This is a genomic window from Phytobacter diazotrophicus, assembly GCF_052061655.1.
GTDB classification, from domain to species: Bacteria; Pseudomonadota; Gammaproteobacteria; order Enterobacterales; family Enterobacteriaceae; genus Phytobacter; species Phytobacter diazotrophicus.
The window spans coordinates 4,738,985-4,756,359 of record NZ_CM125428.1; the positions used below are offsets into that span (position 1 = coordinate 4,738,985).

At 53.2% G+C, this 17,375-nt stretch carries 16 protein-coding genes; 3 read left to right on the forward strand and 13 right to left on the reverse strand.

What is annotated here, in order from left to right; translation table 11 throughout:
- Positions 1 to 8: 8 nt before the first annotated feature.
- Positions 9 to 1,052 (reverse strand): GMP reductase, encoded by a 1,044-nt coding sequence (locus tag ACS0RQ_RS23020; protein WP_108702033.1) that lies wholly within the window; start codon positions 1,050 to 1,052, stop codon positions 9 to 11.
- A 329-nt stretch (positions 1,053 to 1,381) separates the two neighbouring features.
- Between ACS0RQ_RS23020 and coaE the strand changes: the two genes are divergently transcribed.
- Genes coaE through yacG form a run of 3 tightly spaced genes read left to right on the forward strand, consistent with a single transcriptional unit; the run spans position 1,382 to position 2,949 of the window.
- Positions 1,382 to 2,002, forward strand: a complete 621-nt coding sequence (coaE, locus tag ACS0RQ_RS23025; RefSeq protein ID WP_271848828.1) for a dephospho-CoA kinase — start codon at positions 1,382 to 1,384, stop codon at positions 2,000 to 2,002.
- A complete protein-coding gene (zapD, locus tag ACS0RQ_RS23030; RefSeq protein ID WP_271848827.1) occupies positions 2,002 to 2,745 on the forward strand; it encodes a cell division protein ZapD in 744 nt (247 codons plus the stop codon). Before coaE ends, zapD begins: the two co-directional genes overlap by 1 nt.
- 9 nt (positions 2,746 to 2,754) lie before the next feature.
- Entirely contained in the window at positions 2,755 to 2,949 is a 195-nt protein-coding gene (gene yacG / locus ACS0RQ_RS23035) for a DNA gyrase inhibitor YacG (RefSeq protein ID WP_039078377.1), read from the forward strand.
- Positions 2,950 to 2,988: 39 nt separating this feature from the next.
- Here the strand turns inward: yacG and mutT are convergent, their stop codons facing one another.
- From mutT to murD, 12 genes are all read right to left on the reverse strand, one after another.
- Positions 2,989 to 3,378: an 8-oxo-dGTP diphosphatase MutT gene (gene mutT, locus ACS0RQ_RS23040; RefSeq protein ID WP_039078376.1), complete on the reverse strand. Its 390-nt coding sequence runs from the start codon at positions 3,376 to 3,378 to the stop codon at positions 2,989 to 2,991.
- A 58-nt stretch (positions 3,379 to 3,436) separates the two neighbouring features.
- Positions 3,437 to 6,142 (reverse strand): preprotein translocase subunit SecA, encoded by a 2,706-nt coding sequence (gene secA, locus ACS0RQ_RS23045; protein ID WP_039078375.1) that lies wholly within the window; start codon positions 6,140 to 6,142, stop codon positions 3,437 to 3,439.
- Positions 6,143 to 6,201: 59 nt separating this feature from the next.
- A complete protein-coding gene (gene secM / locus ACS0RQ_RS23050) occupies positions 6,202 to 6,702 on the reverse strand; it encodes a secA translation cis-regulator SecM (protein WP_271848826.1) in 501 nt (166 codons plus the stop codon).
- A gap of 287 nt (positions 6,703 to 6,989) precedes the next feature.
- Positions 6,990 to 7,907, reverse strand: coding sequence for a UDP-3-O-acyl-N-acetylglucosamine deacetylase (gene lpxC, locus ACS0RQ_RS23055; protein WP_039078373.1), 918 nt, complete (start codon positions 7,905 to 7,907; stop codon positions 6,990 to 6,992).
- 100 nt (positions 7,908 to 8,007) lie between these two features.
- Positions 8,008 to 9,159 (reverse strand): cell division protein FtsZ, encoded by a 1,152-nt coding sequence (gene ftsZ, locus ACS0RQ_RS23060; protein WP_039078372.1) that lies wholly within the window; start codon positions 9,157 to 9,159, stop codon positions 8,008 to 8,010.
- Positions 9,160 to 9,218: 59 nt separating this feature from the next.
- A complete protein-coding gene (gene ftsA / locus ACS0RQ_RS23065; protein WP_039078371.1) occupies positions 9,219 to 10,475 on the reverse strand; it encodes a cell division protein FtsA in 1,257 nt (418 codons plus the stop codon).
- Entirely contained in the window at positions 10,475 to 11,305 is an 831-nt protein-coding gene (gene ftsQ / locus ACS0RQ_RS23070; RefSeq protein WP_039078370.1) for a cell division protein FtsQ, read from the reverse strand. Before ftsQ ends, ftsA begins: the two co-directional genes overlap by 1 nt.
- Before the next feature lies 1 nt (position 11,306).
- Positions 11,307 to 12,227: a D-alanine--D-alanine ligase gene (locus ACS0RQ_RS23075; protein WP_271848825.1), complete on the reverse strand. Its 921-nt coding sequence runs from the start codon at positions 12,225 to 12,227 to the stop codon at positions 11,307 to 11,309.
- The gene (gene murC / locus ACS0RQ_RS23080; protein ID WP_271848824.1) at positions 12,220 to 13,692 is read right to left on the reverse strand and encodes a UDP-N-acetylmuramate--L-alanine ligase; all 1,473 of its coding nucleotides are present in this window, start codon (positions 13,690 to 13,692) and stop codon (positions 12,220 to 12,222) included. Before murC ends, ACS0RQ_RS23075 begins: the two co-directional genes overlap by 8 nt.
- Before the next feature lie 56 nt (positions 13,693 to 13,748).
- On the reverse strand, positions 13,749 to 14,816 hold the full coding sequence (gene murG / locus ACS0RQ_RS23085; protein ID WP_271848823.1) for an undecaprenyldiphospho-muramoylpentapeptide beta-N-acetylglucosaminyltransferase: 1,068 nt from the start codon (positions 14,814 to 14,816) through the stop codon (positions 13,749 to 13,751).
- Positions 14,813 to 16,057, reverse strand: a complete 1,245-nt coding sequence (gene ftsW, locus ACS0RQ_RS23090; RefSeq protein WP_047371825.1) for a cell division protein FtsW — start codon at positions 16,055 to 16,057, stop codon at positions 14,813 to 14,815. Before ftsW ends, murG begins: the two co-directional genes overlap by 4 nt.
- Positions 16,057 to 17,373, reverse strand: coding sequence for a UDP-N-acetylmuramoyl-L-alanine--D-glutamate ligase (murD, locus tag ACS0RQ_RS23095; RefSeq protein WP_071193646.1), 1,317 nt, complete (start codon positions 17,371 to 17,373; stop codon positions 16,057 to 16,059). The genes ftsW and murD overlap by 1 nt, the downstream gene beginning before the upstream one ends.
- Positions 17,374 to 17,375 lie beyond the last annotated feature (2 nt).

The window sequence follows — 17,375 nt, forward strand, 5'->3', positions numbered from 1 at the left end:
TAAGCCGATTAAAGACTATTGAAAACGCGGTTTTCTTGCTCCTGAACGCGAATAAAGGTAGTGCGTTTGGTCAGCTCTTTCAGGCGAGATGCGCCCACATAAGTACAGGCGGAACGCAAGCCACCAAGGATATCGCGCGCTGTATTTTCGACCGGGCCGCGTAGTTTCAACTTAACGGTTTTACCTTCTGCCGCACGGTACTGAGCAACCCCACCAACATGACGGGTCATCGCCGACTCAGAACTCATGCCATAGAACAGCATGAATTTTTCACCGTTTTCGTCAACTACGGTACCGCCGCTTTCTTCGTGCCCTGCTAACATTCCACCGAGCATGACAAAATCAGCCCCGCCGCCGAAGGCTTTCGCCACATCGCCAGGCACGGTACAGCCGCCATCGCTAACGATTTGACCGCCCAAGCCATGTGCTGCATCGGCACACTCAATCACAGCGGAAAGCTGAGGATAACCGACACCGGTTTTCACACGTGTAGTGCAAACAGAACCCGGGCCGATACCGACTTTGACAATATCCGCACCGGAGAGAATCAGCTCTTCACACATTTCGCCTGTTACTACGTTTCCTGCGCAGATCGTTTTGCTCGGCCAGGCTTCGCGTGCTTTCGACACAAACTGTACAAAGTGCTCGGAATAACCATTCGCGACATCAATGCAGACGAAATTCAACTGGGAATGCAGCGCCAGAATTTGTTTGGTTTTTTCAAAGTCGGCGTCTGAGGTGCCTGTTGATACCATGACATGACGCAATACATCGTCAGATTCGCGCTGAACAAATGCTTTCCAGTCTTCGACAGAATAATGTTTATGTACTGCGGTCAGAATATCGAACGAAGCCAGCGCTTTCGCCATAGCAAAGGTGCCAACGGTATCCATATTGGCTGCAATTACCGGTACGCCAGACCAGTTCTGTCCTGAATGCTTAAAGGTAAACTCGCGTTCCAGCTCAACATCGGAACGGCTTTTGAGGGTAGAGCGTTTAGGGCGGATAAGAACGTCTTTAAAGCCTAATTTCAGATCTTCTTCAATACGCATGTGCGGATTCCTGGGGTTAATGGCGAACAACGCAGACTTGCAAACACACAACTCCAGTGACGCTATCATACGCACTAATCAGGACTCCGCAAGACTGCGAAATTCTCTTTTTTTACGCTACAATTCTATAAATTTACCTGGTGAAAGGGCAAGATTAGCCGCATTTGCGTAAGTTCATCTTGTTCAAATTATAACCTACTGATTCAGATGACAAATGCATAGTTATTTTTCCGCGTTTCGCTTACTGACGACCTTAGTAAAGCAAACAGGCAAAATTGAAAATGTGTAGGTTATGATTTTTTTTACCGACTATTTTGAGATCAGGCGCTATGGGGTATACGGTCGCGTTAACCGGAGGTATTGGTAGCGGCAAAAGCACGGTCGCTAATGCCTTCGCCCGTTTGGGTGTTGATATTGTCGATGCAGATATTATTGCCCGCCAGGTTGTTGAACCGGGCTCTGTTGCATTACAAGCCATCTCCGAACATTTTGGTTCAGACATCCTCACACCCGAGGGTTCACTGAACCGTCGCTTATTACGCGAACGCATATTTGCTTCTACAGCCGAGAAAAACTGGCTCAATGGTTTGCTGCACCCATTAATACATCAGCAAACCCAGCGACAAATTGCCGGGGCTACCTCACCCTATGTATTGTGGGTTGTTCCTTTGTTGGTTGAAAACCACTTACAGAGCAAAGCTGACCGGGTATTGGTTATCGACGTCTCCCCAGAGACGCAAATTTTGCGAACGATGCAGCGTGACGGCGTAAGCCGTGAAAATGCTGAGCATATTCTGGCGGCGCAAGCGACACGTGAAGCACGCCTTGCCGTTGCGGATGATATTATTGACAATAATGGCGCACCAGATGCAATTGCATCGGATGTTGCCCGCCTGCATGCGGCTTATCTGAGCTATGCATCGCAGGCAGTTTCACAGGAAAACCCTTAATGCAGACCCACGTCCTATTTGAACACCCGCTCAATGAAAAGATGCGCACCTGGCTGCGTATCGAATTCCTGCTCCAGCAACTCACCGCCCGCCTTCCTCTTGGCGATCATGCAGATGCGCTGCATTTCTTCCGTAATGCCGGTGAGCTACTGGATATTTTCGAGCGTGGTGATACGCGTACCGAATTGCTTAAAGAACTGGAACGCCAGCAACGTAAATTAAAAGCCTGGGCCGAAGTGCCTGGTGTTGATCAGGGACGTATCGATGCCATTCGCCAGCAGTTAAAAGAGACCAGCACCATGCTGATGGCAGCCCCCCGGATTGGGCAGTTGCTGCGTGAAGACCGTCTCATCGGCCTGGTCCGCCAGCGTCTGAGTATACCGGGCGGCTGTTGCAGCTTTGATTTGCCCACCCTGCATGTCTGGCTGCATTTGCCACAGGTTCAGCGTGACGAGCAGGTGAATATCTGGCTGTCCAGCCTGACGCCACTCAATCATACTTTGTCACTGATTCTGGATTTGATCCGCAACTCAGCCCCGTTCCGTAAGCAAACCAGTCTGAACGGTTTTTACCAGGATAATGGTGAAGATGCCGATCTGCTTCGCCTGCAACTGGATTTAGACAGCCAGTTATTCCCACAGATTTCGGGGCATAAAAGTCGTTTCGCCATTCGTTTCCTGCCGCTCGATAGCGAAAATGGCATCATCCCGGAACGCCTGGATTTCGAACTGGCTTGTTGTTAAGGAGAAATGATGTCAGACGCAACGCGTGTTAATTGCCCGACCTGCGGCAAAAGCGTGGTATGGAGCGAAACCAGCCCGTTTCGTCCGTTCTGTTCAAAACGCTGCCAGTTAATAGACCTGGGTGAATGGGCTGCGGAAGAAAAGCGCATCCCAAGTGCAGGGGATCTTTCCGACAGTGACGACTGGAGTGAAGAACAGCAGTAAATGGCGCGGTGGCGGGAAGTCCCGCCACACTTTGCGCCATCAGGCGTTTGCCAGTTTTGAGATGACAGGTTCATTAGCAGGTGGGAACTCATCTGCCAGCAGTTGAGTCTGATGGACCCAACGCCCAGGCTGTCCTTCTTTTCCCCACGGTTCGCCTTCCCACTGCTCAACAAGATAAAACCAGAGCGTAATATGGCGGTCCGGGAAACGATATTCCAGTTTATCGAACAGGCTGGCCGCACCAGCTTTGATACCCACTTCTTCGTGCAGCTCACGGATAACCGCTTGTTCAGGCGTTTCACCTTCTTCGATCTTGCCGCCAGGAAATTCCCATTTATTCGCCATATGCGCATCGGCTGCGCGCTGGGTAATAAAGATTTCTCCCTGTGGATTGCGAATAATTCCGACGGCGATTTGCAGTATTTTCATTGTCGTTACTCCATAAAAAAGGCGCAGATATCTGCGCCTTTCTTTATTTATTCGTGCCTTAGCTCAGACGGCCATGGCACTGTTTGTATTTTTTACCTGACCCGCAAGGACAAGGATCGTTGCGACCGACTTTACGATCGCCAGTCTGCGCTGCCAGTGCTGCCGCCGCCTCAGATTCATCATCACGGTGGCTAAGTTGCTGCATCTGCGCCAGACGCTCTGCTTCTTCGCGGCGCTGCTGCTCCATTGCTTCAACTTCTTCCGGCATACGTACCTGAACTTTACTCAGGGTGCTGATCACTTCATATTTCAGCGACTCGAGCATCGCGGCGAACATAGAGAAAGATTCGCGCTTGTACTCCTGCTTCGGATCTTTTTGCGCATAGCCACGTAAATGGATCCCCTGACGCAGATAGTCCATCGCCGCCAGGTGCTCTTTCCACAGTGAGTCCAGCGTTTGCAGCATGACGCCTTTTTCGAAGTGGCGCATCATCTCTGCGCCAACAACCTCTTCTTTGCGAGCGTAGACTTCAACTGCCTGAGCAAGGATACGCTCACGCAGGGTCTCTTCATGCAATTCCGGCTCTTTATCCAGCCACTCAGCAATCGGTAGATCGAGGTCGAAATCATTTTTCAGGCGTTCCTGCAAACCAGGAATATCCCACATTTCTTCCAGCGACTGCGGTGGGATGTGAGCGTCGATAGTCGCTTTGAACACATCCTCACGAATGCTGTTAATGGTCTCGCTCACATCAGACACATCCAACAGTTCGTTACGCTGTGTGTAGATTGCGCGACGCTGATCGTTCGCCACGTCATCATATTCCAGCAGTTGTTTACGGATATCGAAGTTGCGGCTTTCCACTTTACGTTGCGCGTTGGCAATCGCCTTGGTCACCCATGGATGTTCAATCGCCTCGCCCGGTTTCATCCCCAGTTTACGCATCATGCTCGAAACACGGTCGGAGGCAAAAATACGCATCAGCGCATCTTCCATCGACAGGTAGAAGCGGGATGAGCCCGGGTCACCCTGACGACCAGAACGACCACGCAACTGGTTATCGATACGGCGTGATTCGTGACGCTCGGTACCAATGATATGCAGACCACCCGCAGCCAGAACAGCATCGTGACGCACCTGCCAGTCCGCTTTGATCTTTGCGATCTGCTCCGGCGTCGGGTCGGTCAGTTCGGCGACTTCTGCCTGCCAGCTACCACCCAACACAATATCGGTACCACGACCAGCCATGTTAGTTGCGATCGTTACCGCTGCGGTATAACCCGCCTGAGCAACGATATCTGCTTCTTTGGCGTGGAACTTCGCATTCAATACGTTGTGTTTGATACCCGCTTTCGTCAGCTCATTTGAAACCACTTCGGATTTCTCAATGGAAATCGTACCCACCAGCACCGGCTGGCCAGCGGCGGTACGCTCACGGATATCTTCGATAATCGCCTGAATTTTTTCCGCCTCGGTCATGTAGACCAGATCCGGCATATCTTTACGGATCATCGGACGGTTGGTCGGCACCACCACGGTGTCGAGTTTATAAATAGAACTGAACTCGAATGCTTCGGTATCAGCAGTACCGGTCATCCCCGCCAGTTTCTCGTACAGACGGAAGTAGTTCTGGAAGGTAATAGAAGCCAGCGTCTGGTTTTCGTTCTGAATATCCACACCTTCTTTGGCTTCCACAGCCTGGTGCAGGCCATCAGACCAACGGCGGCCCTGCATGGTACGACCGGTGTGTTCATCGACGATGATAACTTCGCCGTCTTTAACGATGTAATCCACATCACGGGTGAACAAAGCGTGCGCGCGCAGCGCTGCGGTAACATGGTGCATCAGCATAATGTTACCCGGAGAGTACAGTGACTCTCCTTCATCCATGATGCCTTCTTTAACCAGTAATTCTTCAATCAGCACCAGACCACGTTCAGTCAGGTTCACCTGACGCGCCTTCTCATCAACGGAGAAGTGGCCTTCGCCCTGGAAAGTATCGGAATCTTCCTTCTCCTGACGAATCAGGTGCGGGATGATTTTGTTCACTTTTTTGTACATTTCCGAGCTGTCTTCAGCCGGGCCGGAGATGATCAGCGGTGTACGTGCTTCATCGATGAGGATGGAGTCCACCTCATCCACCAGCGCATAGTGCAGTTTGCGCTGTACGCGTTCTTCAGGGCTGAACGCCATGTTGTCACGCAGGTAGTCAAAACCATATTCGTTGTTAGTACCGTAGGTGATATCTGCGGCATACGCTTCGCGCTTCGCCACAGACGGCATCCCCGGCAGGTTGATACCGACGGTCATGCCCAGGAATTCGAACAGCGGACGGTTGTTTTCGGCGTCGCGTTGCGCCAGGTAGTCGTTCACGGTGACCACGTGGACACCTTTGCCGCTCAGCGCATTCACATAAGCAGGCAGCGTCGCGGTCAGCGTTTTACCTTCACCGGTACGCATCTCTGCGATGCAGCGTTCATTCAATACCATGCCGCCGAGTAACTGGACGTCGAAGTGGCGCATACCGAAGACACGTTTACTGGCTTCGCGCACGACTGCAAACGCTTCCGGAATCAGGCTTTCAACCGTTTCGCCTTTTTCCAGACGGCCGCGAAATTCCGCGGTTTTTGCTTTCAGTTCGTCGTCTGACAGCTTTTCCATTTCCGGCTCCATCGCATTGATGATGCCGACTGCTTTGCGCATACGACGCAGTGTACGATCGTTACGACTACCGAATACTTTTGTTAATAATTTGATAAGCATAATAAAATCTCAAACGCCCCGCTCTGCGGAGTCACAAAATTAGTTGAAGGATAAATTTTTCAGCTAAGGCGTTGAGGTCCCGCACGGATGCCCTGTACCTGGCTAATCCAGGCCCGGACGCTAAACGCGGAATGGGTGGGGAAATCAGTATCAAATGTCTGGCTAACACGTGCTGTCGGTCTCTGCTCCTGGGTCAGCAGTGCGCTGAGCGTATCCAGCAGAGCGAGATGATGCGCCTGCAAAGGCAGCGGCTCTTCCACGACGGGTAAGGCCTGCGGCGCCATCGCAAAAGAGAGATGTCGAATAACGGTACGGATAGCATGCTGATGCCAGTAATCAACAGTGAAGCTTGGGCGGCGAGTCCCTTCAAGCAACGCGAGGTTGGTGAAGTTGACGCTGCCAGCGCCTTCATGATTACGCGTCGTTGCTTTGGCCGGTTCAGTGTGGTTACTGTTGCTGAGCGCAGGCATGCCAAAACTTGCCGCGACCATCCCTAATAAGAGATGCGGCCAGAAATAACGTCTGCCAAATTGTCGCCAGCGCGTCAGAATTCCGCTCACTCAGTCCACCAAAAAAATCACTGTTGCCCGTTTTTTACTTCGGTACGCGTTATTTTGCGCAAAGATATTACCATTAATGCAGCGGGAGGCCAGCGATTATAAGGCGCTCTGAGGGATAAAAACGGCCAGGAAAGCAGCGATCGCGCTCATTGAGTGGTAAAAAGAATCTTTATGAACCAAAGCGAGGCAAAAGTACAGATTTTAAAATAAAAAACGACTGGCACTCCTGGCAGGAGAGAGGGTGCCAGGTGGACCAGTCGAATTTAGGTCTTAATTATTGTCTGGTATTACGCCAGAACCATCGTCGGTGCTTTGAACGCCAATGGCAGTTCCGCATCGTCTTCGAAGGTCACAAATTCCCAGGCTTCCTGTTTCGCCAGGACCGCCTGCAACAATTTGTTGTTCAGCGCGTGACCAGATTTATATGCGGTAAACGCACCGATGATATTGTGACCACACATGAACAAGTCACCAATCGCGTCGAGCATTTTGTGACGAACGAATTCGTCTTCAAAACGCAGGCCGTCTTCGTTCAATACGCGATAATCGTCAACAACGATGGCACAATCGAAGCTACCGCCCAGGCACAAACCACGGGACTGCAGATATTCGATATCACGCATGAAACCGAAGGTACGCGCGCGGCTAATCTGGCGCATAAACGCGTCGGCAGAAAAGTTCATCGCGTAACGCTGGGTGCTGGCATCAATGGCCGGGTGGTTAAAGTCGATGGTGAAATCGAGAGAGAAACCGTTAAACGGTTTAAACTCTGCCCATTTATCACCGTCTTCAACGCGGACCGTCTCTTTGATTCGCACGAATTTCTTCGCACTGCGCAGCTCTTCGATGCCTGCATCCAGCAGAAGATAAACGAACGGTGCAGCACTACCATCCATAATCGGGATTTCCGGCGCATCGACTTCAACAATAATGTTGTCGATACCCAGACCGGCCAGAGCAGCATTAAGATGCTCTACGGTTGAAATCCGCACGTCATGCTCGTTCACCAGACACGTACAGAGCATTGTATCACGCACAGATTTAGCATCAGCCGGGAAATCTACCGGTGGATTCAAGTCAGTGCGACGATAGATGACCCCGGTGTTGGCCGGCGCAGGGCGCAACGTCAGTGTGACTTTCTTGCCGGTATGTAAACCGACACCAGTCGCCTGAACGATACGTTTAAGTGTCCTTTGTTTGATCATCGTATAATCTCGCCTAATTAACTATCCAACCGAAGTGTACTACACAATCGGCGGGGCAGTTTAGCACAAAGAGCGAAGATGCCCAACTTCCAGCGTATTCTTAATCAGCTTGCTTACGCAAAAACGCTGGAATATCCAGGTAATCCGGTTCTTTAGTCGTCTGCGGCGTATTGTCGTTGACCACTTTAGACTGAGGTTTCTGCTCCTGCTGCATCGTTGACATGCCATGCTGCTGGTAGCGGTCCATCACCGGTTGTTGCTGCTGTTTGTTGGTCACCAGAGTAATTTCCGGACGTTTGTCCATACCAATACCGGTTGCAACAACAGTCACACGCAGCTCATCATTCATATCCGGATCCAACGATGTACCAATAACAACAGTAGCATTATCAGAAGCGAATGCACGAATAGTGTTACCCACCGTTTCGAACTCATCGAGACGCAGGTCGAAGCCCGCGGTGATGTTAACCAGCACGCCGCGCGCACCAGACAGATCGATATCTTCCAGCAGCGGAGAGGAGATCGCCATTTCCGCAGCTTCTTCCGCGCGGTCTTCGCCTCTCGCAACACCAGAGCCCATCATGGCATAGCCCATTTCGGACATCACGGTACGCACGTCAGCAAAGTCGACGTTCATCAGACCCGGACGGGTAATCAATTCGGCGATACCCTGCACCGCACCTTTCAGTACGTCGTTAGCCGCACCGAATGCATCCAGCAGAGAAATACCACGACCGAGAACTTTCAGCAGTTTATCGTTCGGGATAGTAATCAGCGAGTCCACATGTTTGGACAGCTCGGCGATACCCTGTTCAGCGAATGCCATACGCTTCTTGCCTTCAAAATTGAAAGGCTTGGTCACAACGGCAACCGTCAGGATACCCAAATCTTTAGCCACTTCTGCAACGACCGGTGCCGCACCCGTGCCGGTGCCGCCGCCCATACCCGCTGCGATAAAGACCATGTCTGCACCATCAAGCGCAGCGCGCAGTGCTTCACGGTCTTCTTCAGCCGCATTACGACCGACTTCCGGGTTAGCCCCAGCGCCCAGACCTTTGGTGATACCACCACCGATCTGAATGGTCTGACCCACCGCAGTCTTACGCAACGCTTGCGCGTCGGTATTCACTGCGAAGAATTCAACACCCTCAATGCGCTCGCGCACCATGTGTTCAACGGCATTACCGCCGCCGCCACCGACGCCGATGACTTTAATCACCGCGTCGTTGGTCAGTTCCATAGGTTCAAACATAATTTCTCTCCGTTTTGTGCCTGTCGCCTGAGACCGCGAATGTTTTCGGTCTCTGAAAATTAAAATTCTTTACGCAGCCAGCTGTTGATTCGTTTAAACCACGAGCCGACTGATGCACGTTTTTCCACTTCTGCTTCACCACTGAGATGGGTTTCTTTCCCGTAGTGCAGCAATCCCACCGCCGTTGAGTAGTACGGCTCCTGGGCGTAATCCGTTAAACCTGTAATATTGAGCGGCGCACCAATACGCACCTGCGTATGGAATACGCGCTGAGCACAGGCCGCAAGACCTTCAATTTGCGCTGCTCCGCCCGTTAACACAATCCCCGCCGCCAGATGATGTTTCACCCCTTGCTGACGAAGCTGCTCTTGTAACTGCAAAATCTCATCATTCACCAGATTGAGCAACTCGGTATAACGCGGCTCAATCACGTCGGCCAGCGTCTGGCGCTGCAAACTACGCGGTGGACGCCCACCCACACTCGGGACTTCGACACTCTCGTCTTTACCTACAATGGAACCCAGTGCGCAACCATGGCGAACTTTAATGGCTTCAGCATCGCTGGGTGGCGTACCGAACGCATAAGCGATATCGCTGGTCACGACATTCCCCGCATACGGGATCACTTTCGTATGGCGCAGCGCTCCGCCTGTATAAACGGCCATGTCCATTGTACCACCACCGATGTCTACAACGCAGACACCCAGCTCACGTTCATCTTCCGTCAATACGGAATAACTGGACGCCAGTCCGGCGAAAATAAGTTGGTCAACTTTCAGACCACAACGTTCCACGGCTTTAACAATGTTTTTCGCCATATCGTTATGGCAAGTAATCAGATGTACTTTCGCCTGCATACGCACACCTGAAAGACCTACCGGGTTTTTGATACCTTCCTGGTAATCAATGGCATATTCCTGAGGAATGACATGCAGAACGCGGTGTTCATCACGCACACGTACCGATTTCGCCGTATGCACCACATTTTCTACATCTTCCTGTGTCACTTCTTCTTCTGAAATCGGCACCATACCAATTTCATTCTGGCAGCTAATATGTTTACCCGATAACGCCAGATAAACAGAGGAAATCTGGCAATCGGCCATCAATTCGGCCTGATCGATGGCGCGCTGAACGCATTTCACCACAGATTCCAGGTCGTTAACGCCACCTTTATCCATACCACGGGACGGGCAGCTTCCCACTCCGATGATATTGATCATACCGTCGGGCAGAACTTCCCCTACCAAAGCGGCTACCTTCGCGGTACCAATCTCCAGTCCTACTACCAGTTTTCTGTCCGTCGCCTTGATCATTATTGTTCTGCCTGTGCCTGATTCTGTTGCTGATTAGGGTCCTGAACTGGGGCCGGCTTCCAACCTACCGCCGCGCCAGAGTCATAGCGTAAATCCACGTAACTGATTTCTTTGTGATCCGCCTGCGCCTGCTGTTGCAGAACCGGATACAGTTCGACAAAGCGCGCCAGGCGTTTCATCGTATCGCCACGGCCGAGGTTCAGCTTAATATCGTTATTCAGCGTCACCTGCCACGACCGCCGGGCAGTCATCGCCGCCTCTTTCAACGTGAATTTATCCTTCGCCAGCACCTGCCCCATGTCATGGAAGCCCTGTAAAACTTCGCTCTCACTCCCTTCCGGGCCATACAGCATGGGTAAAACCTGCTTGCTGGTTCGATCCGCAGGAACGCTGAACGAATTACCGTCCATGTCCACCATATGCTGATCATTCCAACGTGCTATGGGCACATATTCAACCAGATGAATCTTCAATTCATCAGGCCATTGCTTTCTGACACTCGCCTGCTTTATCCAGGGCAGACGTTCAATCTGGCTCTGGATAATATTGACATCCTGCGTCATAAACGTGCCGGGTGCGCCAAGCGCCAGAATTGACTGGCGAATGTCGTCGTTGCGGGTGTAATGACGATCGCCTGTCAGCACCAGCTTCGACAACGGTAAACGTTGCGCATCTTCCATCCAGCCCAGGACTACCCAGCCGCTAGCCAACACGGTACACAACACCGTCAGCAGGAACAGGATTCCTGCAAGACGCGTTCCATTATTACGACGGGAGGAAGGCATTTCCTCGACATCGCGATTTCTCGTGTTCAGCGCAGCCTGAGACATATCACTCCGCCAGTTCCAGAATTCGCACGACCAACTGCGAGAAGGTTAACCCCGCCTGTCGCGCTGCCATCGGGACCAGGCTATGACTCGTCATGCCCGGCGCGGTATTGGCTTCCAGCAGATAAAATTGCCCATCACTGTCTAACATAGCGTCAATTCTTCCCCAGCCCCGACATCCCAGCGCACGCCAGGCGTCCAGTACCAGGTTTTGTAAATTGGCCTCATCTTCTGCTTCCAGACCTGACGGACAGAAATATTTCGTCTCATCAGAGAGATACTTCGCCTCATAATCATAGAAGGTTCCAGCGGGCTGAATGCGAATTGACGGTAAAATTTCTTTTCCGAGCATGGCAACTGTAAATTCGGGCCCACTTAGCCATTTTTCGATAAGAACTTCATCATCATGTTGAAAGGCAAGCGCTAACGCAGCCGCTAATGCACCAGATTCCTCAACTTTTGACATCCCGACACTTGAGCCTTCACGGCTCGGTTTAACGATAACCGGTAAACCTAACGCAGCAATGCGCTGAATAACGTCGTTATTGAGTCCCGATTCAAATTCGCTGCGCGTTAACGCAACCCACGGGGCGACCGGTAACCCTGCACCTTGCCAGAGCAATTTACTGCGCAATTTATCCATTGAGATTGCCGATGCCATAACACCGCTGCCGGTATAGGGCACCCCTGTTATCTCCAGCAATCCTTGCAGCGTACCGTCTTCACCGCCACGCCCGTGCAGCGCAATGAATGCTTTATCGAAGCCCATCGCTTTCAGGCGAGTGACATCCACATCACGCGGGTCAATCGGGTGGGCATCAACGCCCCCCTCACGTAAACCCGCAAGCACCGCAGCGCCGGAGTTTAATGACACCTCACGCTCAGCAGAAACCCCGCCCAGCAGGACCGCGACTTTATCAGCCATTGCGCTCGTCCTCCTGTTGCGGCTTGAGTTTCACTTCCGCCAGTTGACGCGCAATCTTACCGACATTGCCTGCGCCCTGAATCAGAATCAAATCATTACCGGTCAGAACCGGAGCCAGCATTGCCGCGGTTTGAGCCGGATCGGACACCAGAATCGGGTCTATTTTTCCACGGCCGCGAATGGTACGGCACAGGGAACGGCTGTCGGCTCCCGGAATCGGCGTTTCGCCCGCAGAGTAAACATCCAGCATTAGCAGCGAATCAACCTGCGTCAGAACATTGGCAAAATCGTCATACAGATCGCGCGTACGGGTAAAGCGATGCGGCTGGAATACCATCACCAGATTTTTATCCGGCCAGCCCGCGCGCGCCGCTTTAATGGTGGCGTCCACTTCCGTCGGGTGATGACCGTAATCATCCACCAGCATGGCAGTCCCTGGCTTACCGTTGACGGATTCCAGCGGAAACTCACCCAGGAAATCAAAACGACGACCGGTGCCCTGGAAGCTCTCCAGCGCGCTCAGAATATCTTCGTCATCAATGCCTTCCTCAGTCGCCACCGCGACCGCGGCCGCTGCATTAAGCGCATTATGACGGCCCGGCGCATTGAGCGTGACATGCAGTTCCGGCTTATCCTGGCGAATCAGGGTGAAATGCCCTTGCGCGCCTTTCTGTTGATAGTTTTCAATGCGTACATCCGCATCCTGGCTAAAGCCGTATGTGGTGAGCTGACGACCCACTCGCGGTAATAATTCGCGAATAACAGGATCGTCCACGCACATCACCGCGCGACCATAGAACGGCAGGTTGTGCAGGAAGTTGATAAACGTCGTTTTTAAATTCTCGAAGTCACCCTGGTAGGTGTCCATATGGTCAGCTTCGATATTGGTGACAATCGCCACCATTGGCTGCAGATGGAGGAATGACGCATCACTCTCGTCTGCTTCCGCAATCAAATAACGGCTGTTACCCAGACGCGCATGTACGCCTGCCGCTTTCACCAGACCGCCATTCACGAAGGTAGGATCAAGCCCGCCTTCGGCGTAAATGCTGGCAACCATAGCCGTGGTTGTCGTTTTGCCATGCGTACCGGCGATAGCGATACCGTGGCGAAAGCGCATCAGCTCTGCCAGCATTTCGGCACGGCGAATCACCGGGATGCGCGCTTCATTCGCGGCTACGATTTCCGGGTTATCCGCTGCAATCGCGCTGGACACAACGACAACACTTGCATCGCTAACGTTCTCCGGGCGATGGTTGAAATAGATGGTCGCGCCAAGCGACGCCAACTGCTGCGTTACCGGATTCGGCGCCAAATCAGAACCGCTGATTTGATAACCTTCGTTAGCCAAAACTTCGGCAATACCGCCCATGCCAGCACCGCCAATGCCGACAAAGTGAATGTGCCGGACGCGACGCATCTCGGGCACGATTGAACGCAGTTTCGCCAGTTGTTGTGTATTCATTCTCTAAACGCCATCTACCACTTCAAATTCGCGCGACGCAAAAGGCGTCGCCAGTATTAAGCCTGTGCTGCAAGACTCACTTCTTTTGCCACTCGTTCAGTGGCATCGGGAATGGCGGCGGCGCGTGCGCGCTCGGCCATTTCCAGTAATGCTTCCCGGTTCCAGCCTGCAAGTGTCTCTGCCACGGCATCGACCGTAAATTGCGGCTGCTCCAGAATCTTCGCCGCCCCCGCCTTTTCCAGCGGCAGCGCATTCCAGTACTGCTGTCTATCCTTATGCTGGAATGGAACAAATAACGCAGGCAGGCCTGCGGCAGCGATCTCACTGACCGTCAGTGCGCCAGAGCGGCATACCACAACATCTGCCCAGGCATAGGCCTGCGCCATATCATCAATAAATTCGGTCACTTTATGCTGAAGCTGACCGGCATCGGCGTAGGCCTGCTCAACGGTTTGCTGAGCCCCCTTTCCACTCTGATGCCAGATAGTCACCGCGCTGCCCAGTTTTGCCGCGACCTGCGGCATCGTCTGATTCAGTACGCGCGCCCCCTGCGAACCACCCACCACAAGAACCCGCACCGGCCCTTCACGGCCCGGCAATCGTTCTTGCGGCAACGGCAGCGCCAGCACATCCACACGTACCGGATTTCCTACCACCTCGGCTTTCGGGAATGCGCCCGGAAAAGCCTGCATGACTTTGGTGGCAATCTTCGCCAGCCATTTGTTAGTCAGCCCTGCGATACCGTTTTGCTCATGCAGCACGACGGGAATACCTAGCGACCATGCGGCTAACCCGCCTGGGCCAGAGACATAACCGCCCATGCCCAGCACTACGTCCGGCTTGAAGCGCTGCATAATGGCGCGCGCCTGACGCCAGGCGTTAAAAATTCTCAACGGCGCAAGCAGCAGGGCTTTCACCCCTTTGCCGCGAAGGCCGGAGATACGGATGAAGTCAATCTCGATACCGTGTTTCGGTACCAGGTCGGCTTCCATGCGATCGGCGGTTCCGAGCCAGCGCACTTGCCAGCCCTGATCCATTAAATGGTGCGCAACCGCAAGCCCGGGGAACACATGCCCGCCGGTACCGCCTGCCATCACCATTAACCGCTTCGGTTGACCGCTCATCGTGAACCTCGTGTAAACGCCTGGGCTTTTTCCAGACGCGTTTCATAATCAATACGTAACAACAGCATGATGGCCGTCGACATAATCAATAAACTGGAGCCGCCATAACTGATGAGCGGCAGAGTCAGCCCTTTAGTCGGCAGCATACCTGCGGCTGCGCCAACGTTTACTAATGCCTGGAAGCTGAACCAAATACCGATCGAGCAGGCCAAAAAACCCGAAAACCGCTGATCGATTTCCAGCGCCTTGCGTCCGATGGACATGGCGCGGAAAGCGACGAAGAATACCATTAAAAGTGCCAGTACCACACCGATATAACCCAGTTCTTCGCCGATAATGGCGAAGATGAAGTCGGTATGTGCTTCGGGCAGATATTCCAGCTTTTGTACCGAGTTCCCAAGCCCCTGGCCCCACAGCTCACCGCGACCAAATGCCATCAACGACTGCGTTAGCTGGTAGCCGCTACCAAACGGATCATCCCAGGGGTTCCAGAACGATGTCACACGACGAATACGGTATGGCTCAGCCAAAATCAGCAAAATCACCGCTGCAATACCAGAGCCGATAATGGCGATGAACTGCCACAGTTTTGCCCCGGCCAGGAATAACATCGCCAGCGTGGTAATAAAGAGCACAACCACGGTACCCAGGTCAGGCTGTGCCAGCAGCAGCACGGCGAGCACCATAATGACGCCCATCGGTTTAAGGAAGCCGCGCAAGTTATTACGCACCTCATCAACCTTACGCACCAGGTAGTTCGCCAGATAACAAAACAGCGACAGCTTGGTAAATTCCGCAGGCTGGAAACGCATTACTCCAAGGTCAATCCAGCGCGATGCCCCGTTGATTGAGCTACCCACCACCAGAACCACCAACAGCATGACAATGGCGGCTACCAGCATTACCGAGCTCCAGCGCTGCCAGAACTCCATCGGTAACCGCAGCGTTACCAGCCCCAGACAAAACGCCAGAAACAGATACAGCGCATGGCGTTTGGCAAAGAAAAACGGGTCCGCCGTCAGTCGCTGCCCTACCGGCATGGATGCCGAAGTCACCATGATGAATCCGATCGCCGCCAGGCCCAGCGTCAGCCAGAACAGCGTGCGGTCGTACATGACCAGGCTGTCGTTGTCCTTCTGGCGTGAGCCCATCACCCAACCTTTTAATGCCCCAAATAACCAGCTCAGGATCCCAAATCCTGGCAGGTGCGGCATTCTCGGGCGGGGGAGACTTAAACGCATCAACCTAACTCCTGCGCCAGGCGGGTAAAGACATCGCCACGCTGTTCAAAATTCTTAAATTGATCAAGGCTGGCGCAGGCGGGTGATAACAACACCATATCGCCCGGTTGCACACGCGTCGCAATCAGGCGCATCGCCTGTTCCATATCCTGTGTTTGATCAGTAATTTCCGGACGCAACGTAGCCAGTTCTGCGCCGTCACGACCAAAGCAATACAAGCGAACATTACTGCCTTCGAGATAACGTTTCAGCGGAGAGAAATCCGCCGATTTACCGTCTCCACCGAGTAGCAGGTGCAGCGTGCCATCTACATGCAGGCCGTTCAGTGCCGCCTCAGTACTGCCGACATTGGTCGCTTTGGAATCGTTAATCCAGCGCACGCCGTTGTGCTCCAGCGCCAACTGGAAGCGGTGCGCCAGACCAGTAAACGTGGTCAACGCTTTCAGGCTGCTGGCGCGCGGTAACCCCACGGCATCGGCCAGGGCCAAGGCCGCCAGCGCGTTCGTATAATTGTGCTGGCCGCTAAGCTTCATTTCTTTAACGTTCAGCACCTTCTCACCTTTCACACGCAGCCAGGTTTCCCCCTGCTGGCGATTGAGATGGTAATCGCCGACATCCACGCCAAAGCTTACACAGCGCTCATCCGCACCACGCACTGGCATGGTCAGCGCGTCATCTGCATTCACCACACAAACCTTCGCATTTTCATAAACACGCAGTTTCGCCGCACGGTACTGCTGGAGACCAAACGGATACCTGTCCATATGATCTTCGGTAACGTTGAGGATGGTCGCCGCCGCCGCATGCAGGCTGGATGTGGTTTCAAGCTGGAAGCTCGAAAGTTCCAGCACGTAAAGATCGCAGGCAGATTCCAGCAGCATCAGCGCGGGCAGGCCAATATTGCCGCCAACGCCGACGTTCTTGCCGGCGGATTTCGCCATTTCGCCAACCAGCGTAGTGACCGTGCTTTTGCCGTTCGACCCGGTGATCGCCACGATCGGCGCCTGCGCTTCACGGCAAAAAAGCTCAATATCGCCAACGATCTCAACGCCCGCATCCGCCGCTGCACTCAGCGACGGATGCGCCAGTGCGATCCCTGGGCTCGCGACGATCAGATCGGCCGCCAGCAGCCAGTCATCATTCAGACCACCAAGATAGCGCTCCACCTCTTCCGGGAGCTTATCCAGCCCCGGAGGCGAAACGCGGGTATCCATCACTTTCGGCGTAACACCGCGCGCGCGGAAAAATTCCACGCACGAGAGTCCCGTCAGACCAAGACCAATAATGACGACTTTTTTACCCTGGTAATCTGCCATGA